This is a genomic window from Anaerobium acetethylicum (genome assembly GCF_900096945.1).
Taxonomy (GTDB): Bacteria; Bacillota; Clostridia; order Lachnospirales; family Lachnospiraceae; genus Anaerobium; species Anaerobium acetethylicum.
Genome location: NZ_FMKA01000045.1, coordinates 1 through 18,863 on the forward strand (window position 1 = coordinate 1; position 18,863 = coordinate 18,863).

At 43.6% G+C, this 18,863-nt stretch carries 14 protein-coding genes and 1 tRNA gene; 3 read left to right on the forward strand and 12 right to left on the reverse strand.

The annotated features are described in order from the left end of the window. Positions 1-327: 327 nt before the first annotated feature. Entirely contained in the window at positions 328-1,902 is a 1,575-nt protein-coding gene (locus BJR36_RS18165) for a glycoside hydrolase family 43 protein (RefSeq protein WP_091236856.1), read from the forward strand. A 95-nt stretch (positions 1,903-1,997) separates the two neighbouring features. On the opposite strand, the gene BJR36_RS18170 is transcribed toward BJR36_RS18165, so the two are convergent. The 10 genes from BJR36_RS18170 to BJR36_RS18215 all read right to left on the reverse strand — a co-directional run bounded on the left by BJR36_RS18170 (position 1,998) and on the right by BJR36_RS18215 (position 16,372). After that, positions 1,998-2,678, reverse strand: a complete 681-nt coding sequence (locus tag BJR36_RS18170) for a YczE/YyaS/YitT family protein (protein WP_139133581.1) — start codon at positions 2,676-2,678, stop codon at positions 1,998-2,000. Between the two features lie 37 nt (positions 2,679-2,715). Beyond that, on the reverse strand, positions 2,716-3,762 hold the full coding sequence (locus BJR36_RS18175; RefSeq protein ID WP_091236857.1) for an NAD(P)-dependent alcohol dehydrogenase: 1,047 nt from the start codon (positions 3,760-3,762) through the stop codon (positions 2,716-2,718). A gap of 105 nt (positions 3,763-3,867) precedes the next feature. Then, entirely contained in the window at positions 3,868-4,932 is a 1,065-nt protein-coding gene (locus BJR36_RS18180) for a DUF4340 domain-containing protein (protein WP_091236858.1), read from the reverse strand. A 174-nt stretch (positions 4,933-5,106) separates the two neighbouring features. Continuing rightward, entirely contained in the window at positions 5,107-7,299 is a 2,193-nt protein-coding gene (locus tag BJR36_RS18185; protein WP_091236859.1) for a beta-glucosidase family protein, read from the reverse strand. A 90-nt stretch (positions 7,300-7,389) separates the two neighbouring features. After that, positions 7,390-8,952 (reverse strand): response regulator transcription factor, encoded by a 1,563-nt coding sequence (locus BJR36_RS18190; RefSeq protein WP_091236860.1) that lies wholly within the window; start codon positions 8,950-8,952, stop codon positions 7,390-7,392. Positions 8,953-8,962: 10 nt separating this feature from the next. Beyond that, a complete protein-coding gene (locus BJR36_RS18195; RefSeq protein WP_091236861.1) occupies positions 8,963-10,729 on the reverse strand; it encodes a cache domain-containing sensor histidine kinase in 1,767 nt (588 codons plus the stop codon). Between the two features lie 119 nt (positions 10,730-10,848). Beyond that, the gene (locus BJR36_RS18200) at positions 10,849-11,745 is read right to left on the reverse strand and encodes a carbohydrate ABC transporter permease (RefSeq protein WP_330387998.1); all 897 of its coding nucleotides are present in this window, start codon (positions 11,743-11,745) and stop codon (positions 10,849-10,851) included. Between the two features lie 3 nt (positions 11,746-11,748). Next, the gene (locus BJR36_RS18205; protein ID WP_091236862.1) at positions 11,749-12,654 is read right to left on the reverse strand and encodes a carbohydrate ABC transporter permease; all 906 of its coding nucleotides are present in this window, start codon (positions 12,652-12,654) and stop codon (positions 11,749-11,751) included. A 175-nt stretch (positions 12,655-12,829) separates the two neighbouring features. After that, positions 12,830-14,170 carry an extracellular solute-binding protein gene (locus tag BJR36_RS18210; protein ID WP_091236863.1) on the reverse strand — a complete coding sequence of 447 codons (1,341 nt, stop codon included), beginning with the start codon at positions 14,168-14,170 and terminating at the stop codon, positions 12,830-12,832. A gap of 189 nt (positions 14,171-14,359) precedes the next feature. After that, positions 14,360-16,372 carry a right-handed parallel beta-helix repeat-containing protein gene (locus BJR36_RS18215; protein ID WP_091236864.1) on the reverse strand — a complete coding sequence of 671 codons (2,013 nt, stop codon included), beginning with the start codon at positions 16,370-16,372 and terminating at the stop codon, positions 14,360-14,362. 267 nt (positions 16,373-16,639) lie between these two features. Here BJR36_RS18215 and BJR36_RS18220 point away from each other — a divergent pair, with 267 nt between their 5' ends. After that, positions 16,640-17,551 carry an AraC family transcriptional regulator gene (locus BJR36_RS18220; protein WP_091236865.1) on the forward strand — a complete coding sequence of 304 codons (912 nt, stop codon included), beginning with the start codon at positions 16,640-16,642 and terminating at the stop codon, positions 17,549-17,551. A 171-nt stretch (positions 17,552-17,722) separates the two neighbouring features. On the opposite strand, the gene BJR36_RS18225 is transcribed toward BJR36_RS18220, so the two are convergent. Continuing rightward, positions 17,723-17,791: transfer RNA gene (locus tag BJR36_RS18225), tRNA-Trp, on the reverse strand. Between the two features lie 137 nt (positions 17,792-17,928). Then, positions 17,929-18,111, reverse strand: a complete 183-nt coding sequence (locus BJR36_RS18230; protein WP_091236866.1) for a helix-turn-helix domain-containing protein — start codon at positions 18,109-18,111, stop codon at positions 17,929-17,931. Between the two features lie 331 nt (positions 18,112-18,442). Here BJR36_RS18230 and BJR36_RS18235 point away from each other — a divergent pair. Then, positions 18,443-18,863 (forward strand): transposase (locus BJR36_RS18235; protein ID WP_139133582.1); only part of this gene is annotated, 421 nt, incomplete at its 3' end.

Genomic DNA, 18,863 nt, shown 5'->3' on the forward strand with positions numbered 1-18,863 from the left:
ATTTCAGCAAATCAAAAACCCTTGCATATATTTTATCATAAAACGTCGAGAAAATCAGTAAAATCAATGGTTTCAGGTCTGCTCAGCAGACACTAAATATGATTCTCTTTTTTATGCGTTCGTTCGTCTCCGAAAAAAATGATGCTCCCCGCAGATGGACTCCCTACATAATTGCTCCTCTACTTACGAGATGCGAGTAATTCACCCCTTTCAAATAACATTTTTGAATTTTCGAAATAATATTCTATCCAAATCCCCCTAAATTCTATTTACTCCCCTTCTCTCCTTTCTTATACTGAAATCATCTTATCGAAAAGGAGATTTACGATGAAAAACAAAACTTTTTCCAATCCTCTACTAAGCGGATTCTATCCAGATCCATCCATCTGCCGCGTAGGGGATGATTATTACCTGGTCACCTCTTCCTTTGTCTATTATCCAGGACTCCCCATCTTTCACAGCAAAGACCTTATCCATTGGGAACAGATTGGGCACGGTATTCACCGGCCGGACCAGCTGGATTATAAGAACTGTGAAACCTCATTAGGTCTTTGGGCGCCAAGCATCCGTTATCATAACGGGACTTACTACATTATCAATACGTTCGTTTCGGAAGGCCGGGAAGCAAGAAGAGACAACTATATAATCACGGCCAGCAATCCGGCCGGCCCGTGGAGCAACCCCATTTTTGTGGAAGGGGCGGACGGCATCGATTCGAGTCTGTTTTTTGATGACGATGGGTCCGTATGGTATGTTGGCAACTTCATTTGTAGTGAGGCTCTGTATGAAGGGCATCACGGAATCTATCTGAATGAACTGGATCCGGACACACTACAATTCAAGGGACCACGCCATATCCTCTGGGACGGGAAAATGACACAAAGCAAGTGGATCGAGGCACCGCACCTCTATAAGCATGATGGATATTATTATCTGTTAGTAGCAGAAGGCGGAACCTTTGTCAACCACAGCGTTATGATGGCGCGCTGCAAGAACATTTCCGGAGATTACGAAGTCTGCCCCCGCAATCCAATTGTCACCCACCGCCACAGGCCTTTAGTAAATGACATATCCGTAGTCGGGCATGCTGATATTGTGGAAACGCAGAATGGAGAATGGTGGATGGTTCTTTTGGGTGTCAGGCCTTATGAGGGCGGTCACTATAATTTAGGACGCGAGACATTTATGATTCCTATCTTCTGGGCTGAGGATGGCTGGCCTATGACTAATAACGAGACCGGTCTCGTAAACACAACGGAACAGGTTCCCAATCTGCCGTCTACCTTATACCCTCTTACGAATCCGACAGACCAATTTGAATCTCCTGAGCTTGCTATGATGTGGAATACAATTCATCCTCCTGTAAAGAATTTCTTTTCTCTTACGGAACGTCCTGGTTTTCTCCGCTTGCATCTGATACCTGAAGTAATCACGGAAATCTGCAATCCAGCTTTTGTGGGAAGGAGACAACAACATAAAGTATTCCAGGCAAAAACCGTAATGGAATTCACACCGCAATCCGAATACGAAGAGGCTGGCATCGTACTTATTCAGGATGACCGTTTCAACTATATTTTTGTAGTTGGGTATGATAATGGCATAAGGGTTTTACGGCTGTTTAAAACGGGATTTGGCACAAGGACGCTGCTTAAAACGGTAACGTTGAACCCAGCCTCAAGGTTATATCTGAGCGTTCAGGGACACACGGATATATATTCCTTTTATTATGGCTACTCCGATCAGGAAATGCTTTTGTTTGCTGATAACCTTGATGCTTCATTATTAAGTTCTGCCGTAAATGAAGGCTTCACCGGAACATATATTGGCATGTATGGAAGCTCCAACAAAGATAGATCTTCCAATTATGCTGATTTTGACTGGTTCCAATATTGGGGCGTTTAAGACAGCATAAAAAAGCAACTAATACAGCAAGTCAGGCACCATGAATATTCCATTCACGGTGCCTGGCTTCTATTTGTTCATTTTGTTCATTCATTTTATTTATTCAGCAATGGCCTTGCAATTTTCATGTTGAAAACTTCAATTAACGGTCCCATAAAGAAAGCGGTAATAATTGTTCCAATCCCAACGAAAACAGATATCTTAGTGTAACTTCCACCAGCAAGTAAAAAAATAATGATACCTGTAATAACACAAATTAAATCTGATGTAATTCGGCAATACTGGAATTTTGCAACTTTCCACTTATACGAAAGAACGATTGCTACTGCATCATAGGTGGAGACTCCAAGATCTGCTGTCATATAAAAAGCGGAACCAAAGCAAATTATCACGATACCAACAACCAGGCATATAGCTCGAGTAACATAAGAAGGGTTTACAATAACACTCTGAAGAAAATCATATGTAAATTCAGTAATATAACCTAATAAAAACAAATTAATAAATGTAGCGATACCAATATTGTGACGATCAACTATGAGACCAAATAGAAGCAGCACAAGATTAACTATCATATATAATGTTCCAAATGAGATTGGTATCATCTGATTCAATCCACTCATCAGAGATTGGAATGGATCTACACCAAATGCTGCAATCTTGAAAATGCCAACACTGATCGCGCAGATTATAACGCCAAATAGTGACATAACTATTCTTCTTGTCCTCCTATTTATTTTACGATTATCATTAATGTTAAGTGTTCCATGTAACATAGCATTTTTCTCCTTATTTGTTCCCCTTCACTATCCCCTAACTGACCCTAATCAGCCCTTTTACAATACTATCCTTATTCTTTACGCATGACTGCAAGGCATCCTGAATATGATCCAGTTCAAAGGTATCCGTTATAATATTCTTGATATCAACCTTCTTCTGGGCAATCGCTTCGATTGCAAGTGGATAGATATTGCGATAGCGGAATACGGTCTTGAAATCCAATTCCTTATCAAGCGCCATACCCATTGGAATCGTGATTTCTCCGGAAGCACTGTATCCCACATAGACGATGGTGGATCCTTTTTTTGCCACACGTATCAGCTGTGCAGCGGTAATCTGTGTGCCTGCCGTTTCAATGCCCAGGTCGCATCCTCTTCCACCAGTCAGTTCCATAATCTTCTCTACCGCATCGACTTCTTTTGCGTTGATTACAGCATCCGCTCCTAATTCCAGCGCTTTATCCAGTCTTTTCTGCATGATGTCCACAACATAGACCTTTGAGACACCCATAGCCTTCAAAGCAAGCAACGTAACAAGGCCGATACATCCCGCTCCAGTAATAACCGCAGTCTGTCCCATGCTGGCTCCCCCTTGTATTGCCGCGTGAAATCCCACTGCAAGCGGCTCGATTAAGGCTCCCTCCACAGTGTCCATTCCTTCCGGAAGTTTGAAGCATAACGCTGCTTCATGTGCCACATATTCCTGGAAGACGCCATCAACCGGCGGCGTTGCAAAGAATACCACGTCTTGGCAGAGATTGTACTTTCCTGCTTTGCAGAATTCACATTCACCACAGGTCTTTCCCGGTTCCAACGCAACCTTGTCCCCTACCTTCAAATGGCTTACATTTTCCCCGACATCTACAACTGTTCCTCCTGCTTCATGACCCAGCACAAATGGGGTCTGTACAACAAAATCTCCAATTCTACCTGATTCATAATAATGCAGGTCTGAGCCGCATATACCGACATTCTCTATTTTTACCAGTACTTCGTTATCTTTTATCGCAGGGATCGGTCTCTGCTGTATTTCAACTTTTTCAATACCTGTCATCACTGCTGTCTTCATTGTTCCGTCCATATGTTTTCCCTCTCTTTTGAAATTTCTCTTATTATTTTCCCCTTGAAAATTCTTCCAATATGATCTGTTATTCAAATACCCTTATTTAACATTTTCTATTTGATTTTATTTAAAAGCCGCCTTAATCGTATCTACCAGTGCATCCACATCTTCTCTTGGTACCCTGAAACGCTCCATTCCATTTGTCTCCACGCTGTATCCGGTTTTATCCAGCTCATAATAGTCAACTGAAATTTCCGGTGCTTCTTCGCTACTGCGATGATAGACGATGCTCAAAACCGGATTCCTCTTATCCGTTGCAGACTGGCTTTCCGAATCCTTCTCCCCGGCATCTGCCAGCTCGGAATCCAGTATGATAAACTGCAGCGCCTGATATAAAGTCGTGAATTCTTTTTTTACTACTTCTTTTCCGTCAAACTTGTAGCTTTCTCCTTCTTTTGAAATCAGATGGGTTTCTTCCCCGACTGTGATTTCAACATCCGTTATGCTGTCGATATTGACAAGTGTGCTGATTTTCAGGATATAGTCAAACGGATTTATGGACAGAGCCGAATCCACTATGCCTTTGTTGAGGAGGTAGACCTTATCTTCATATCCCTGCACCGCAGCATAGTAATTGCCGCTTCCATCTTCATTGCCGATCAGGATAGCCGCTTCGCTGTTGCCATCAGGGCTGGCTGAATCTTCTGTTCCATCCGATTGAATGAACTGCAATGCGATTATGTTTTCGGTATCTTCTATTCCGGTATCCGTTCCTGCAGCAACTGCTGCCTCATTGGAGAAATCCATGCCTGCCAGAATTCCATACAGTTTATAAATCGCTTCGGTGTCTGTACAATTTAGGCCTTCGTATGGAACTGAAATTTCCCAGTAGTCAAATTCACTTTTATACGCTTTAGGATTATAAGAGATTGCAAATGTTTCCTGGCCCTGATTCACAACTGAAAGCGCCCTGATTCCCTCTGCTGTAAAGCTTGGCTTCACTACTTTCTCAAGAACCGCTTCTTTGACTGAAGCAGATTCTTGGTCTGAAATATCCGCTGTGCTGTCCTGACCTGCATCAGCTTTCAAAGCAGTTTCTGTTGTTGCTGCACTGCAGCCGATGATTCCCGTTCCTATCGTCAAAAGTGCTATTCCCACTAATATTGCCTTCAGTTTTCTATTCAGCATGCTATTTCTCCCTACTTCTTTATATATTCATCTATAAACCTCTACAGATTCATTTATAGATCTATTTATAGATTGATTTTTATTTCCTGCGGAACTGTTCAGCAGCGTTGCTTTACTGACAGACGCCTTTCCATAAATCAGGTCGTATCCGAACGGATAGTGCGGTTCTTCGCATCAGACAATCCTGAATCCCTTTTTCAGCAGATCCTTTTCGCTTGATGAAGCGCCTATATATGCCATATAGTCCGTCGCTTCCACAACCCACTCTTTTTTATCCTCATAGTAATATGCGAGATTCTCTGCATCCACATCAATCGTTACGGTCTTCGTTTCGCCAGGCATTAGATGCACTTTCCTGAATCCTTTCAGATCCTTCACATGACGGTCTACTTCCGACTTCAGACATCCGACATAGGCTTCCACAATCTCTTCACCGGCTCTTTCCCCTGTATTGGCCACATCCACAGTGATGCTGACGGTTCCGTCTTTTGTTATGCTATCCGATGCCAGCCGGATATTGCTGTATTGATACTTCGTATAGCTCAAGCCGTAGCCGAATGGATAGGATACTTCCTGTTGGAACTTGTCTGCTGCAAAGTATCCATGATACAGGTCATAATCTACCGTCTCAAGATGCAGACCGAAATATGGAAGCTGCTGCGGTTTCGCATGGATCGTTACCGGAAGCTTTCCGCTTGGATTCACGTCACCAAACAGGATTTCGCCCAATGCCGTACCTCCTTCCATTCCGGAGTACCACTGCATGATGATCCCCTTCGCTTTGTCTTTCCAAGGTTCTACCTGAATTGCACTGCCACCCTGCAGCACGACAATCGTGTTCTCGTTTCCTTCTGCCGCCGCCTCAATCATTCCAACTTCCTTATAGGTAAGTCCTAAATCCAGACGGTCGCCGCCTACAGGTGCATCGGCTGATGACGGGAAGTATTCTCCTTCATTCAGATGGGTAAGTCCCACATAAACAATTACTGCATCAAAATCCTTTCCTCTCTGCCTCAATTCATCCTCAACTACGCCGCGTGCAAATTCCACCTGTACGTTTTCTCCTGCCGCCTTCTGTATTCCTTCCAGGGCAGTCACTACATAAGGAGGGAACACGGCTGAACTTCCCTTGCTGTCGCCGATTGCGCCCGTTCTTGCCAGATCGCCGGCCACAAGAACTTTCTTCACTTTCGTCCTGTCCAGAGGGAGCACATGGTCATTTTTCAGCAGGACTGCAGACTTTCTTGCCACTTCCAGGGAAAGTTCTGCGTGCTCTGCGCAGCCCATTCTGCTTCTGTCATACTTTTCAGGACTTCCCACACCTGCAAACCGGATCTTCTGCCGTAAGATACGACGCACTGCATCATCCACCTGCGCTTCCGGAACTTCTCCTGCCCTGACCGCATCCACAAGCCTGTGGCCGTAGAACTGGGTTGCATGCATCTCCACATCCAAGCCGGCATTAGCAGCATCTACAGTTCCCCTTATCCCGAAAATAAAATCAGACATTACAAACCCTTCAAATCCCCATTCGTTTTTCAGGATATCCGTAAGGAGATATTTATTATGCCCGCACCATTCCCCCCTTACGCGGTTATAGGCGCTCATAATGCTTGCGGCCCCTGAATCCACGCACATTTTAAAGTGCGGAAGATATAGTTCTCTTAAAGCCCTCTCATCCATCTCCACGCTTACCATGAATCTTGCATTTTCAATGCTGTTTGCCGCAAAGTGCTTCACGCATGCCATGGCATGGTTCTGTACGCCTTTTGTGAGAGCCGATCCCATAATGCCAAGCAGATAAGGGTCTTCACCATACGTTTCCTGGGCTCTTCCCCACCCCGGATGACGCAGAAGATTGATGCATACGCCTGCAAAAAAATTGGCTCCCCCTGACCTCGTTTCGATACCGATTACATCGCCGACCCTTTTCTCCAGCTCCGGATCGAAGGAAGCTGCCCTCGCCATGGACACAGGAAAAGCTGTCGAATGGTAACCGAGGACTACACCGCTTGGTCCGTCCGTAAACCTGACTGCCGGGATATCCAGCTCCATGTCCTCGCCTGCATAATAAGGCTCTGAGTTATAGCGGTCAGGGACAAACTGGATAACGGCCGGCGTATAATCAGCGGACATCTGATTGACCTTCTGTTCCAATGTCATTTCACTCATTACTTCCGTAACCAGATCTTCTATTTCATCTTTTCCAAGCGTCCCGACGTTTTCAAAACGTCCCCATTCACTCTCCATATGGTGAACAGGGTTTTCTTTTACATGCTTCAGCACTTCCTCGCGAAACTTTTTCTGTCTTGCAAGTGGCATTGCCAGAAGCTGATCGATATGATCAATCTTAATGTACTCACTCATAACATAACCCTCCTGATATATTTGTGAGTCCACTATAACATATGTATTTTTGATTTTTAATTAAATAAACCACCCTCTATATATAAAATCCTATCCTTTTTCCCTGATGTCCTCACGGTATTTAGTAGGAGATTTTCCTGTGTATTTTTTGAAGGCCAGGGAAAAATAATTGGTATCCTGATAGCCCACCATCATGGCGATTTTCCCTGTCTTAATCGTCGTAGTCTCCAGAAGGGAGATTGCCTTTTCAATCCTCCTCCTCACGATATATTCATTACATCCTTCGCCCATTACCCGCTTAAAAAGCCGTGAAAAGTAATTCGGCGTCACAAAAAGGCTTTCCGCAATATTGGATACGGACAGCTCTTCTGCCAGATTTTCACCTATATAGTATTTTGCTTTCGTGATGATTTCATGCACGTTCTCCTCTTTCCCAAGCAGCTGTTCCAAGAACATACGGGTCATCTCACATGCTTCCTCCCTGCATGCACAGAGGAGGTTTTTGGACAGCTGGCTAAGTCTGTTGTCTTCCGCTTCACACACCTCGCTGATATAGGAAAAGTAGACAGACGTGGCCATCTCAAAACAGCACTTCCTGACATTTGCCACCGAGAGGTTATAGGATTCAACTGCCTTGCAGAACGTGTTAAACACCTTCAGAACATATTCCGTATTGCCTACATTCATGTTCATCTGCTGCTTAAGTTCTGCAAACAGATCGCGGATAATATCCGTCCGGCTTTGTACATTGTTTGTCAGCACAATGTCCCTGACAGCTTCCTTCTCATGCTCCAGCAGATAGACTGCATCATTATAGGAAATGTGCAGGTTTTGGAATCCCTGCACTTCGCTTCCAACTACCACTTTGGGCTTTGTATTGAACTCATCCTTCAGAATATTCGTTATGTCCCCAATCCGTTCTAAGACATCAGCCTCTTCATCATTTTCGAAGAGGACCATGACGATTGTCCCATTGTCATCTGTGAAGGTGACGCCGTTTCCCCTTGCATCAATCATGTCCATACATATGTTCTTTACTGACATGGCATAGAATCTGTCTTCCTGATCATTATGCTCCATGCATATCTGGGGTACCAGTATCGCCAGCGTCATGATCTGCCCCTGCTCAAAAAGATAGTGCGTGTATAATTCTTCCATAAAAGATTCATCCACATACTTTCTATGGACTAGCTTCCTCATGCACTTTTCAAGTTCCGCCTGCTCCGATACACCTTTTGCCCTCCATATAATTTGATGGCTTTTCTCTTCGCTCTTCGCTCTGTTCAGATAATCCACCTGTTTTCTAATTGCAGCGGATAAGTCGTCTTCGTCAATAGGCTTCAGAAAAAAATCCTCAACCCTCAGCCTCAGACAGCATCTTGCATATTCAAACTTATCATATCCCGTAAGCACCACGACCCTCTGTTCCGGCACAATTTCCCTGGCCTGCTCTATAAGCTCCAGCCCCGTCATCTCCGTCATATTAATATCCGTAATCATGATTTCAGGCTTGCACTCCCTAATAATCTCCAGTGCTTCCGAACCCGAAGCCGCAACCAGCACTTCCTCAAGTTCCGGATTCTTATACTGGATTACCTTCTGCATCCCCATGCGGATCATCTTTTCATCATCAACAATCAGAACCTTATACATATTCTTCCTCTCACCTTTCCGCTTCATGGCTATATGGTATATGAATCTCAACTGTAATTCCTTCCGGTTCATTCTTCTTATAGCGCAGGCCATATTCAGATCCGTATAAAAGTTCAATCCTTTTGTTCACATTCCGCACCCCGTACCCGAAAGATTCGTCATACTCCGAAATAGAGCGGTTCATTTCACATATCTCTTCCTGTGACATGCCTGTTCCGCTGTCCTCCAGCGTGATGAACACATCCTCGCCTTCCCTTGCCATACTCAGCGTTACCTTACCCTTTTTCCCATCCTTTACCTTTAGTCCATGATAGATGGAATTTTCCACAAGCGGCTGCAGTGTAAGTTTCGGTATCAGGACATTCTTCAGACTCTCATCCAGCTCGATTTCACTATCTATGATATTGTCATACCGCATATTCTGTATAATCAGATAGTTCCGGATATGCTCCACTTCCTGCTCAATGGGGATAATATCTTTCCCTCTGCTAAGGCAGATGCGGTAATATTTTGCCAGGGCTTTGACCAATGTTGATATTTCCCCATTTCCTTCTGCCAGTGCCTGCCAGTGGATACACTCCAGAGTATTGTATAAAAAATGTGGCTGAATCTGAGACTGCAGCGCATTAAACCGTATCTGCTCCCTCTGCCGCTGTTCCAGCTTTACACGTTCCATAAGGACCTGGATTTCCTCCATCATCGCATTAAATCCGATTGCTATCTTACCGAAATCCTCCCCGATCATCTCCTCATCAAGCCTGGTTTCCAAGGAACCTGACGCAACAGCATCCATTTTCTTCACTACTTTATCCAACGGCTTATATGCCTTCTTTATTACTTTTCCCACAACCACGAGACTGGCACCCACCATGACAATCATCGGCATCGCCATTAGAAAAATCACATCAATGCTGGGCCTGTACAGCTCGATGATTGGAATGCTGCTAACCACATAAAAATTCCATCCTTTCAGCTTTTCATAGATATAAAGCTTCCCCTCTTTCGTAAAGTTGCCCTTTTTCCCATCTATCGCATCCAGGTAATCCACTTTTGTCCCTACTGCTGCCCTGTCTGAAATGGATACTATCACGCCGTCCGTGTCGATAACAGAAATATCGGATTTTACATTGGAATTCTTCTTTGAAAAGATTTGATCCAGGCTGGTATCATTGAAATTCATGCACAGAAGGCCCAATTCTCCACTTAGCTTACTCACATTATAGACCGGATAGTAAATATTCAGTGTATAACTATTCCCTTTAAAGTAAGCATTATTGAATCCGATTTTCATTGCACCGTCCTGTGCCGCTTTGCAATTGGAATAATCATTCTCATAAACCTGTATAAACTGCGTGTTTTCAAGGGCGCTGTCGCCCTTATAGATATAAGAATCGAATTTCTTACTAACGACGGCAATAAAGTTCATGCTCGACCACATATTGGTGCAGTTCAGCAGTGAGTCCCTGGCATCGCTGGCCAGGGTATAATAGTTCTCATCCGAAAGCCCGTCGCTTTTCAGATATGCCTGAATGGATGCATCCATAATCATTGCAATCGCAAGAGACTTGTAGTTCGACAACCAGCTCTCGAAATTCTGCGACATGGAATCGTTCTGTTCCTCCAACATTGTCCTTGTCTGGTCTGTCATGGCCTTAACCGATGATACCGTGGATACGGTCAGGACGACCAGCGCGGTCAGAACCATGGACACAGTAACCAGATAACGCATTTTTTTATCGAACTTCCACCTATTTATGGTATTTAAAAATTTCCCCATATAAAATACTCCTTCTGACAATAATCTCTGACTATTATAGCATGTCTGTCCGTGTCAGAAATCCGAACGCACAAAAAAGATGACCCTGGCAAATCAAAAGATCATCTTTCTGTATAATATTAGCCTTTTACCGCTCCTGCGGTCATTCCCTTCACCAGCTTATCCTGAAATAGAATAAACATGATAATCATTGGCAGAAGGCTTAATGTAAGGACAGCCATAATCATCGGCGTATTCATGGAATATTGTCCCTGGAACTCCCACACAGCCAATGGCAGTGTTCTGTTCTCCGAAGACTGGGTCAGGGTGTAGGCAAAGCTGAATTCATTCCACATGTTGACGCCATTGTAAATTGCCAGTGTGGCAAGGCCAGATTTGGATAGTGGGAGAATCATCTGGAAGAACATCTGGAATTTGTTACATCCGTCTATTTCTGCAGACTCCTCAATTTCCCTCGGTATCTGCTGCATGAAGCTGGTGAGGATAAATACCGAGATAGGAATACCAAATGCTACATATGGACCGATCAACGCCCATATACTGTCATAGAGTCCAGCAGACTGGGACATTTTGAATACCGGAATCAGCGTTATATGTATCGGGATGGACATGCAGGCCACTATCAATGCATAGATGGGCGCTGCCAGCTTAAACCTGAATCTGGCAAGCGGATAGGATGCGCATGCCGCAATGAACAGCAGCAAAATCAGCGATACTGCAAGAACAATCACGCTGTTCAGAAAATACGAACCGAAGTTCCCTATAAGTACTTCCTTGTAATTGTTTAGATTAAGTGCTGCCGGAAGAGAAAATACGCCCGATACCAGCATTTCGAATTTTTCCTTAAAGGAATTCATCACCATGAAAACAAACGGCAGTGACGAAACCAGCAGCCAGAATACAGCCAGAACAAAGGCGATTCCCCAATATACGACCTTCTTTATCTTGTTTTTCCTGATAGTGTCCATTGTCCTGTCGACTGTCCTATCTGCATTTTTATCAATAGTCCTCTCCATCGTTTATACCTCCTGTTTTTTTCCGTTCAAAAGTTTCATGGTAATCAGTGCTACCATCGTAATCAGGATGAACATTCCACCTGCTACCGCTGAGCCGTATCCCATATTAAAAGTTTTGAAGGACTGCTTATACATATAGGTCGCCATGAGCTCAGTAGAGGTTCCGGGGCCTCCGCCTGTCATGACATAAATCAAGTCGAAGTATTTCAAAGAACCCACCATGGAAAGTATCGCCGCACTTTTCATCGACGGAACAAGCAGTGGTAATGCGATTCTCCAGAAATACTGTCCTCTCGTTGCACCATCTATTCGGGCTGCCTCAAACACATCATATGGAATATTGGTAAATGCTGCCATAAAGTAAACCATATAGAAAGGTGTGAACTGCCAGCATATGATTGCAATTACTGTCAGAAGTGCAGTCTTTGGGTTGCCGAGAAGATCGATATTTCCACCTCCGAAAAACTTCGATATCGTGCTTATCATGCCTCCGTTTGTCGCCAGCGCATAGGTAAACAGGAAGCCGATTGCTACGGATGACATCAACAGCGGTATGAACCAGATTACCTTGAATATTGTTAATTTTTTCTTGCCGAAATCAAGGAATGTGGCAAGCGCCAATCCGAGAGGAATCTGGATTACTATCGACAACACCATGATAACCAGATTATTTTTGAACGCAATCCAGAAGCTTGTATCCTTTATCAATGTAATCCAGTTCTCCAGCCCTGTCATCTCTTTCGCTGCAGAAATTCCGTTCCACTTGTAGGTACTGGTGATGAATGTGCTGATAATCGGATAAAATATGTAGACCATCATCAGGATTGCCACAGGGGCTAAAAAGATTGTAGCAGCTCTTCTTGTGCTCCTTTGTCTCTGCACCAGAATCGAAATATTTTTTTCATTCATGTGTTTTCCTCCAATTTTCGTTTTTAATCGCTTCACTTGATCCTGAAACCATCTTAACAAAAGTCATTACGCAAGGATATACAATAATCTACACACAATCTATAAATAATTGACCTGTATAAGAGCAAAAAATCAGAGGCCAGCATAGCTGTGCCTCTGATCAAATAGTCTGCTGTTATTCCGCCAAATCCGACTGCATAGCTTCCTGTAACTTAGCTGCTGCTGCTTCCGGTGTCATTGTAAGACCAAAGATTTCCTGACAGGTATCAAGATGTACCTGTGCTACTGCTGGTGGAAGGTACTGGTCATACCATAACTGTGTGGAAGATGCATCATTTGCCGCCTGCAAAATTTTCTTTGTGATTGGGTCTGTCAGATAATCTCCCACAGTCTTTACAGGAGGAATCTTCCCGTTGTCAACCATAAGCTGGACTGCCTCCTCACTTGAGTACGTACTTACACATTCAAATGCTGCTGCCAGCTTGTCACCTTCGCAGTTGAATGAAATAAACTGATCGCCGACGGTTCCAATCTGTATGGAAGAATCTGCATCAGAGCCATCTACTGAAGGGAATGAGAACCAATCAATTTTTTCATAAAATTCTGCGCTATCAGTTGAGAATGTTCCCGTATACCATGATCCGCAGCAAAGCATCGCTGCTGATTCCTGATACATCAGCTGTTTTGCCTGTCCGTCATCTTCACTGAGTGAATTTACGCCTTCTGGGAAATAGCCTTTTTCTACCCATTCCTGAATCTTCTGTCCAGCATAGATAAAGCATTCATCTTCAAAGGATCCTGTTCCTGCAACCGCATCCGCAAACGGTTCCAGACCACCCATACGTGCTGCCAGGCTCATAAAATACATGGATCCTGTCCATTTCGAACCATTTGCCAGTGCGAAAGGAGTGATTCCGTTTTCCACTAAGGTATCGCAGACTGCTTCTAATTCGGAAATAGTAGTTGGTACTTCCAGATTATATTTTTCAAATATTTCAGTATTATAGAAAATACCTGAAAGCGATACGTTCAGCATTGGAATTGCATAGATATGATCCTTGTAGCTAGCCTGAGCAACCGCAGCATCCATCAGAGTATCCGGCAGGCTGGAAGCGTTAAACAGGTCGTCTATCGGCTGTGCAAATCCTGAATCCACATATTCATTCATCGGTCCGCCGGACCAGCTTGTATACATATCCGGACATTCTCCCGAGCTCATGGCGATTACTAATTTTTCTTTATATGTATCGTTCTGTGTCGGAACAGAAACGACTGTATATCCCGATTCTGTTGTTTCATTAAATGTATCAACTCCATAAGTCATAATTTCCTTATCCGGATTCTCTGTACCTATGTTCCAGAATATGATTTCTTTGCTGTCATCCGATCTTCCAGCGCTTTCTGAAGACCCTTCAGATTTACCTGTAGTTCCTGTACTGCTTCCACATGCCACTGTCAAAACAGTTAACAGAGACACCATAGATAATGCTACCAATCTTTTAAACCTGAGTTTCATAATAATTTCCTCCTTATCAAATTTGCTTTCCATATGGTAGCATTATAATAGCATATGGAGAAAATGAATCAAATCGAATAAACTGTCTAAGTTATATAAAATTCTTACCGCCTCGATCTTCTTTTCCATAAGTAAATGGACAACCAATGATTGCCCATTTACAAACCCCGATCTTATCCAACGGTTATATTAAAACAATCTCCTTACCGCCTGCTCTCTGTCTGCAAACGGACCTGCCAGAGGCATAATATCTCGACGCTTTCCAAAATAATCCTGCCAGAACACAATTGGTGAGCCGTCCGGATTTTCAAATTTCTGTTCCGGCTCGAACGCTTCTCCCAGCATTTCCGTGCTCACAACCGGGATTTCGAATTTCGGGAGGAAATCATACAGATTGGTCTCTAACCTGTATTTCCCCTCTTCCTCCTTCAGTTTTAATACAATATGATGTTCCGTGTCTGCCTTATAATTCACTTCCGTATCGCATGGCACCGCGCCGTTGAAATAGACATTTCCTCCGGTATAGACAGGCAGATGATCATAGTAAAAATCTTTGCCGAAATGGTCAATTGCAGATTCGTAGTTAAACTGTCCAAAATATGCTTCCGGGGTCGGGTAACCGTCATATGGCTTTGTCCCGCTGACAAACTGGTACATTTCCAAGCTGCTGCAATTGTTTTCCTGCGCATATTCAACTAAATCCTGCCTGATTTCACCTTGAACAAAGATATTATTATAAAAACGCGCATCGCCATGGAGAATCGTCATGAAGCCCGCCACTTCTGTGCGATGTGGCATATGGTAAGGCGTGTAGCGTGGAGTCGGCAGATGGCGTCCGCCGTTGTCCGTTCCGGCACCCACCCAGGTGAAGGAACCCGCAATCAGGTTATGGACCAGTGCAATTCCCTGGGTGCTAAGGCGGCAGGCACAGTCAGAAAGCAGAAGGTTATTGTCTATCAACGTCGGACCATGGGATACCTCTACGAAAATATCTTCTGCCAGCGCAAGCGCATTTGCGATTTTTGTTCCTTTCGGTGGGACATTGTCATGGAACAGATTCTGCGTTACCCGGGTGCCCTGCGCCTGCCAGTCCAGCCACAGACCGCGGGTGCAATGGTGAAAATGGTTTCGCCGTATGATTACATCGATGGCGGCATGCATCTTGATGCCTCCTATTTCAGCTCCGGCCAGATCCTGTTTGTTGTTGATATGATGGATATGGTTATCTTCGATGATAGAGAAAACTCCGCCAAGATGTCCTACGATTCCGGTCTGTCCACAATCATGGATATTGCAGCGACGGACGATGTGGGAACCGATATTTTCTTTATTCCACCCTTCCACCTGCGCCTGACAGATAGCATCGCGTTCTGTCTGCGTGCCATCCTTGTGAAATTTTTTGGTCCATTTGTTTTCGTTATTCGGCTGCAGATATTTTCCAAGCGAAATGCCAGAACATTTTGAATCGGAGATTTCACAGTCTTCGATAATCCACCCTTGGGACCAGTGTGGACCTACCATCCCTTCCTGGTAAGCGGTTGGAGGCGCCCATGTAGTGGCTGCCTGTTTCACTACAAATCCGGATAACGTAATATATCCAACGCCTGTCTTATCCGGATAAAAACAGTTGCGACGTACATTAATTTCCACTTCCTCTTTATTGGGCTCGGCACCCTGGAAATTTGCATATAAAACAGTGAATTCCCCATCCTGCCCGGTGAACCATTTATAGATTGTCGCTTCCTGATCCCATGAGCCCTCGTAAATAGTCGGATTCAAGACTTCTTCCAGCGAAAAAGCTTCATACATGGACTTTCCGTTCAGATAGATTTCTCCTGTATGTACTGGGTCCTGAGCGAAATACCAGTCTCCCGCTATGACCGTGGTATAGGGATTATAATTTCCAAACACGCCGTTTGGAATACGTGCCATCCACACGTTTCCCTTATAATGGACCCAGTTTTTCACAGCATCAGCACCGGTAATCACTGCACCGAGCGGTACTTCAGAACGATATACAATCCGATGCGCATCATCGCAGCCGCCATTTATGGGATTTACATATTCCCGGTAGATACCTGGTGCTACGATGACCTCGTCACCTCCAACTGAAATCTTTGCGGCCTCATCTATTGTCTGAAACGGACTTTCTTTTGTCCCAATTCCTGGTCTGGAAGCGTCTGCTGCTACATAATAAATCATAAAAAATATCCTCCTTCTTATCTGCCTTTTATTTATATTGACGTTCTGATTCTCGAGATAATATAATTATACTGTGTTCAAAAATCATTATAAATAAATATAGCGACCAAAAATATAACTATTCCGCCAACGACGGCTACTGTACTTTGTGCACCAAATTGCCACTTCTGTAATTTGTGCGCATCCATGTGACTACGAAGGGCATAGTCCTGAATAGTTATTTATTACAAATACTATAGAAAAGGGATAAATACAGGGTGAATATCAATGGAACGATTTAGTCATCTTCATCTGGATGGTCAGCAGAAAGAGACAATCACATATCAAAATCAGATGATCCACTACGGTTTATATCAACCTCGTCCAGAGGCATATTTTTTTAGCGACATTCCATGGCACTGGCATGATGAATTCGAATTCGGATACTTGTCCGTTGGCAGTATGCGATACAAAACAAACAACCAGGAATGTATCCTTCATGAAGGGGATGGGATTTTCATCAATTCCGGAAGTCTCCATTATCTTCAGCCTTTGGAGCCAAAGAAAGATATCCGCCTGCAAAGCCAGTTTTTTGACAAATCCTTTCTGGCAGGTTCTTCCGGCAGCCTCTTCGACATCAAGTATATTGCTCCTGTCAAGGAGCAAAGACAATTAGAAATGGTTCCTCTTTATGGCAGCAACCCGGAACACAAGGAATTCCTGGACAAGATGCAGGAGGCCGCTAATCTGGGAACAGAAAGAAAAGATTTTTTCGAACTGCGCTTGCAGAGAATTTTCTCTGAATTATGGGAGACTGTGTATTCGTGGGCAATGTCCACGAAGAAAGATCGGGATTCCTTTAACTCGCTTGAAGACGAAAAAATCAAACAGCTGCTTCTGTTCATTCAGGCGCATTTTACCGAAAAGATAACTGTTGGCATGATTGCCGGAGCAATCCCCATCAGCGAACGCGAATGCTACCGTCTGTTTCAGAATAAGCTAGACATTACGCCCAGCGAATACATTACCTCCTTGCGTATGCAGAGGGCCCAGGAACTTCTGATGCATTCAGATAAGGGAGTTTTGGAAATCGCTCTGGAGACAGGTTTCGGAAGCAGCAGTTATTTTGGAAAATTATTCAAGCAGCATCATCATATTACACCGAAACAGTACCAAAAATTGTCTGGAATTATATCATAAGACCAATAGCGAGAGCAGCCGACGAAACCATACCCTGTTTGCTATCATGTTTCCACCAGATAACTTTGAGTACTTTCATGCTTCCTTTTGGTCTCACTTTCACAGATTTTCAAGAACACAAAAAAAGCCAAAAACTCTTGTATTTGCAAGAATTTCTGGCTTTTAAAAGAGCAGGGACAGAAGGACTCGAACCCTCGACATTTGGTTTTGGAGACCAACGTTCCAAAACCTCTTACCCCTTTATTTATAAGGGGTTCTGGCTTCACATCCTAACTGTACACCTCTTTTTTACACCCATTTACCTGAGCTCATAATTGTGACGTTTCTCTAGTTATAATTATACCATGTAAGGTATAAAAACTCCACAGATTGTATCATTATTTTTCGTAGCTCCCATATGTGTATGCTCGTATCCATTCGCTGAATGCATCTTCGGGAATGAGTATTCTCCGGCCACATCTGATTGATGGGAAGGCTGATGAGTTCACCAGTTCATAAGCTTGGTTGATTCCAATTCCCAGTATTTCTTTTACGTCTTTCACCGTTATCATTTTCGTCATAACAACACCTCGTGCTTCATAATTTTTTTATATCTATAGTATGAAAGATGGGGTGTTAAGTTAAGAAAATGCCAATATTGTTCGTATTCATCGAATCAAATCTTTTTTCAATATGCTGCTAACGGGAGTCGGACCCGTGACAAACTCTGGAAACCGCATAGAAAGGGGGCTCGCACATCATCTAACCAGAGTGTAACCACAATATTTTTTTAAATCTACAAATAAAACCAATATATAGAGGCATCCGCCAACTTACATTATCAGCTGAACGGATGCCCTTGATTTTTTATATTTTTCATTTGTCTAACCCTGTGTGTTAGCATAGTTGTCAGTGAATGAAATAATCATTTGTGGTAGTATTAGAAGTACCACAAGGAAGGAGCTGACTGCTATGCAATATAGTAAAGAATTAAAAGATTCAATTATCCGGAGAATGCTTCCTCCGAGCAATGAAGCTATCAGTAAAATATCCAAAGAGGAAGGAATTTCTGAGCAGACACTTCGCAACTGGAGAGATAATGCCAGAGCGAATGGTATTGCAGCACCAGGAAATAACACTCTCTCAGATAAATGGAGTACACAGGATAAGTTCCTCATTGTCGTTGAAACTGCAAGCATGAGCGAAATTGAGCTTGCCGAATATGCCCGTCAGAAAGGGCTTTACGTTGAACAGATACAATCCTGGAAGGATGCCTGCATGAATGCCAATGGCGGTGTTGCCCAGGAAGCCGCACGTTTGAGCAAAGAACTCA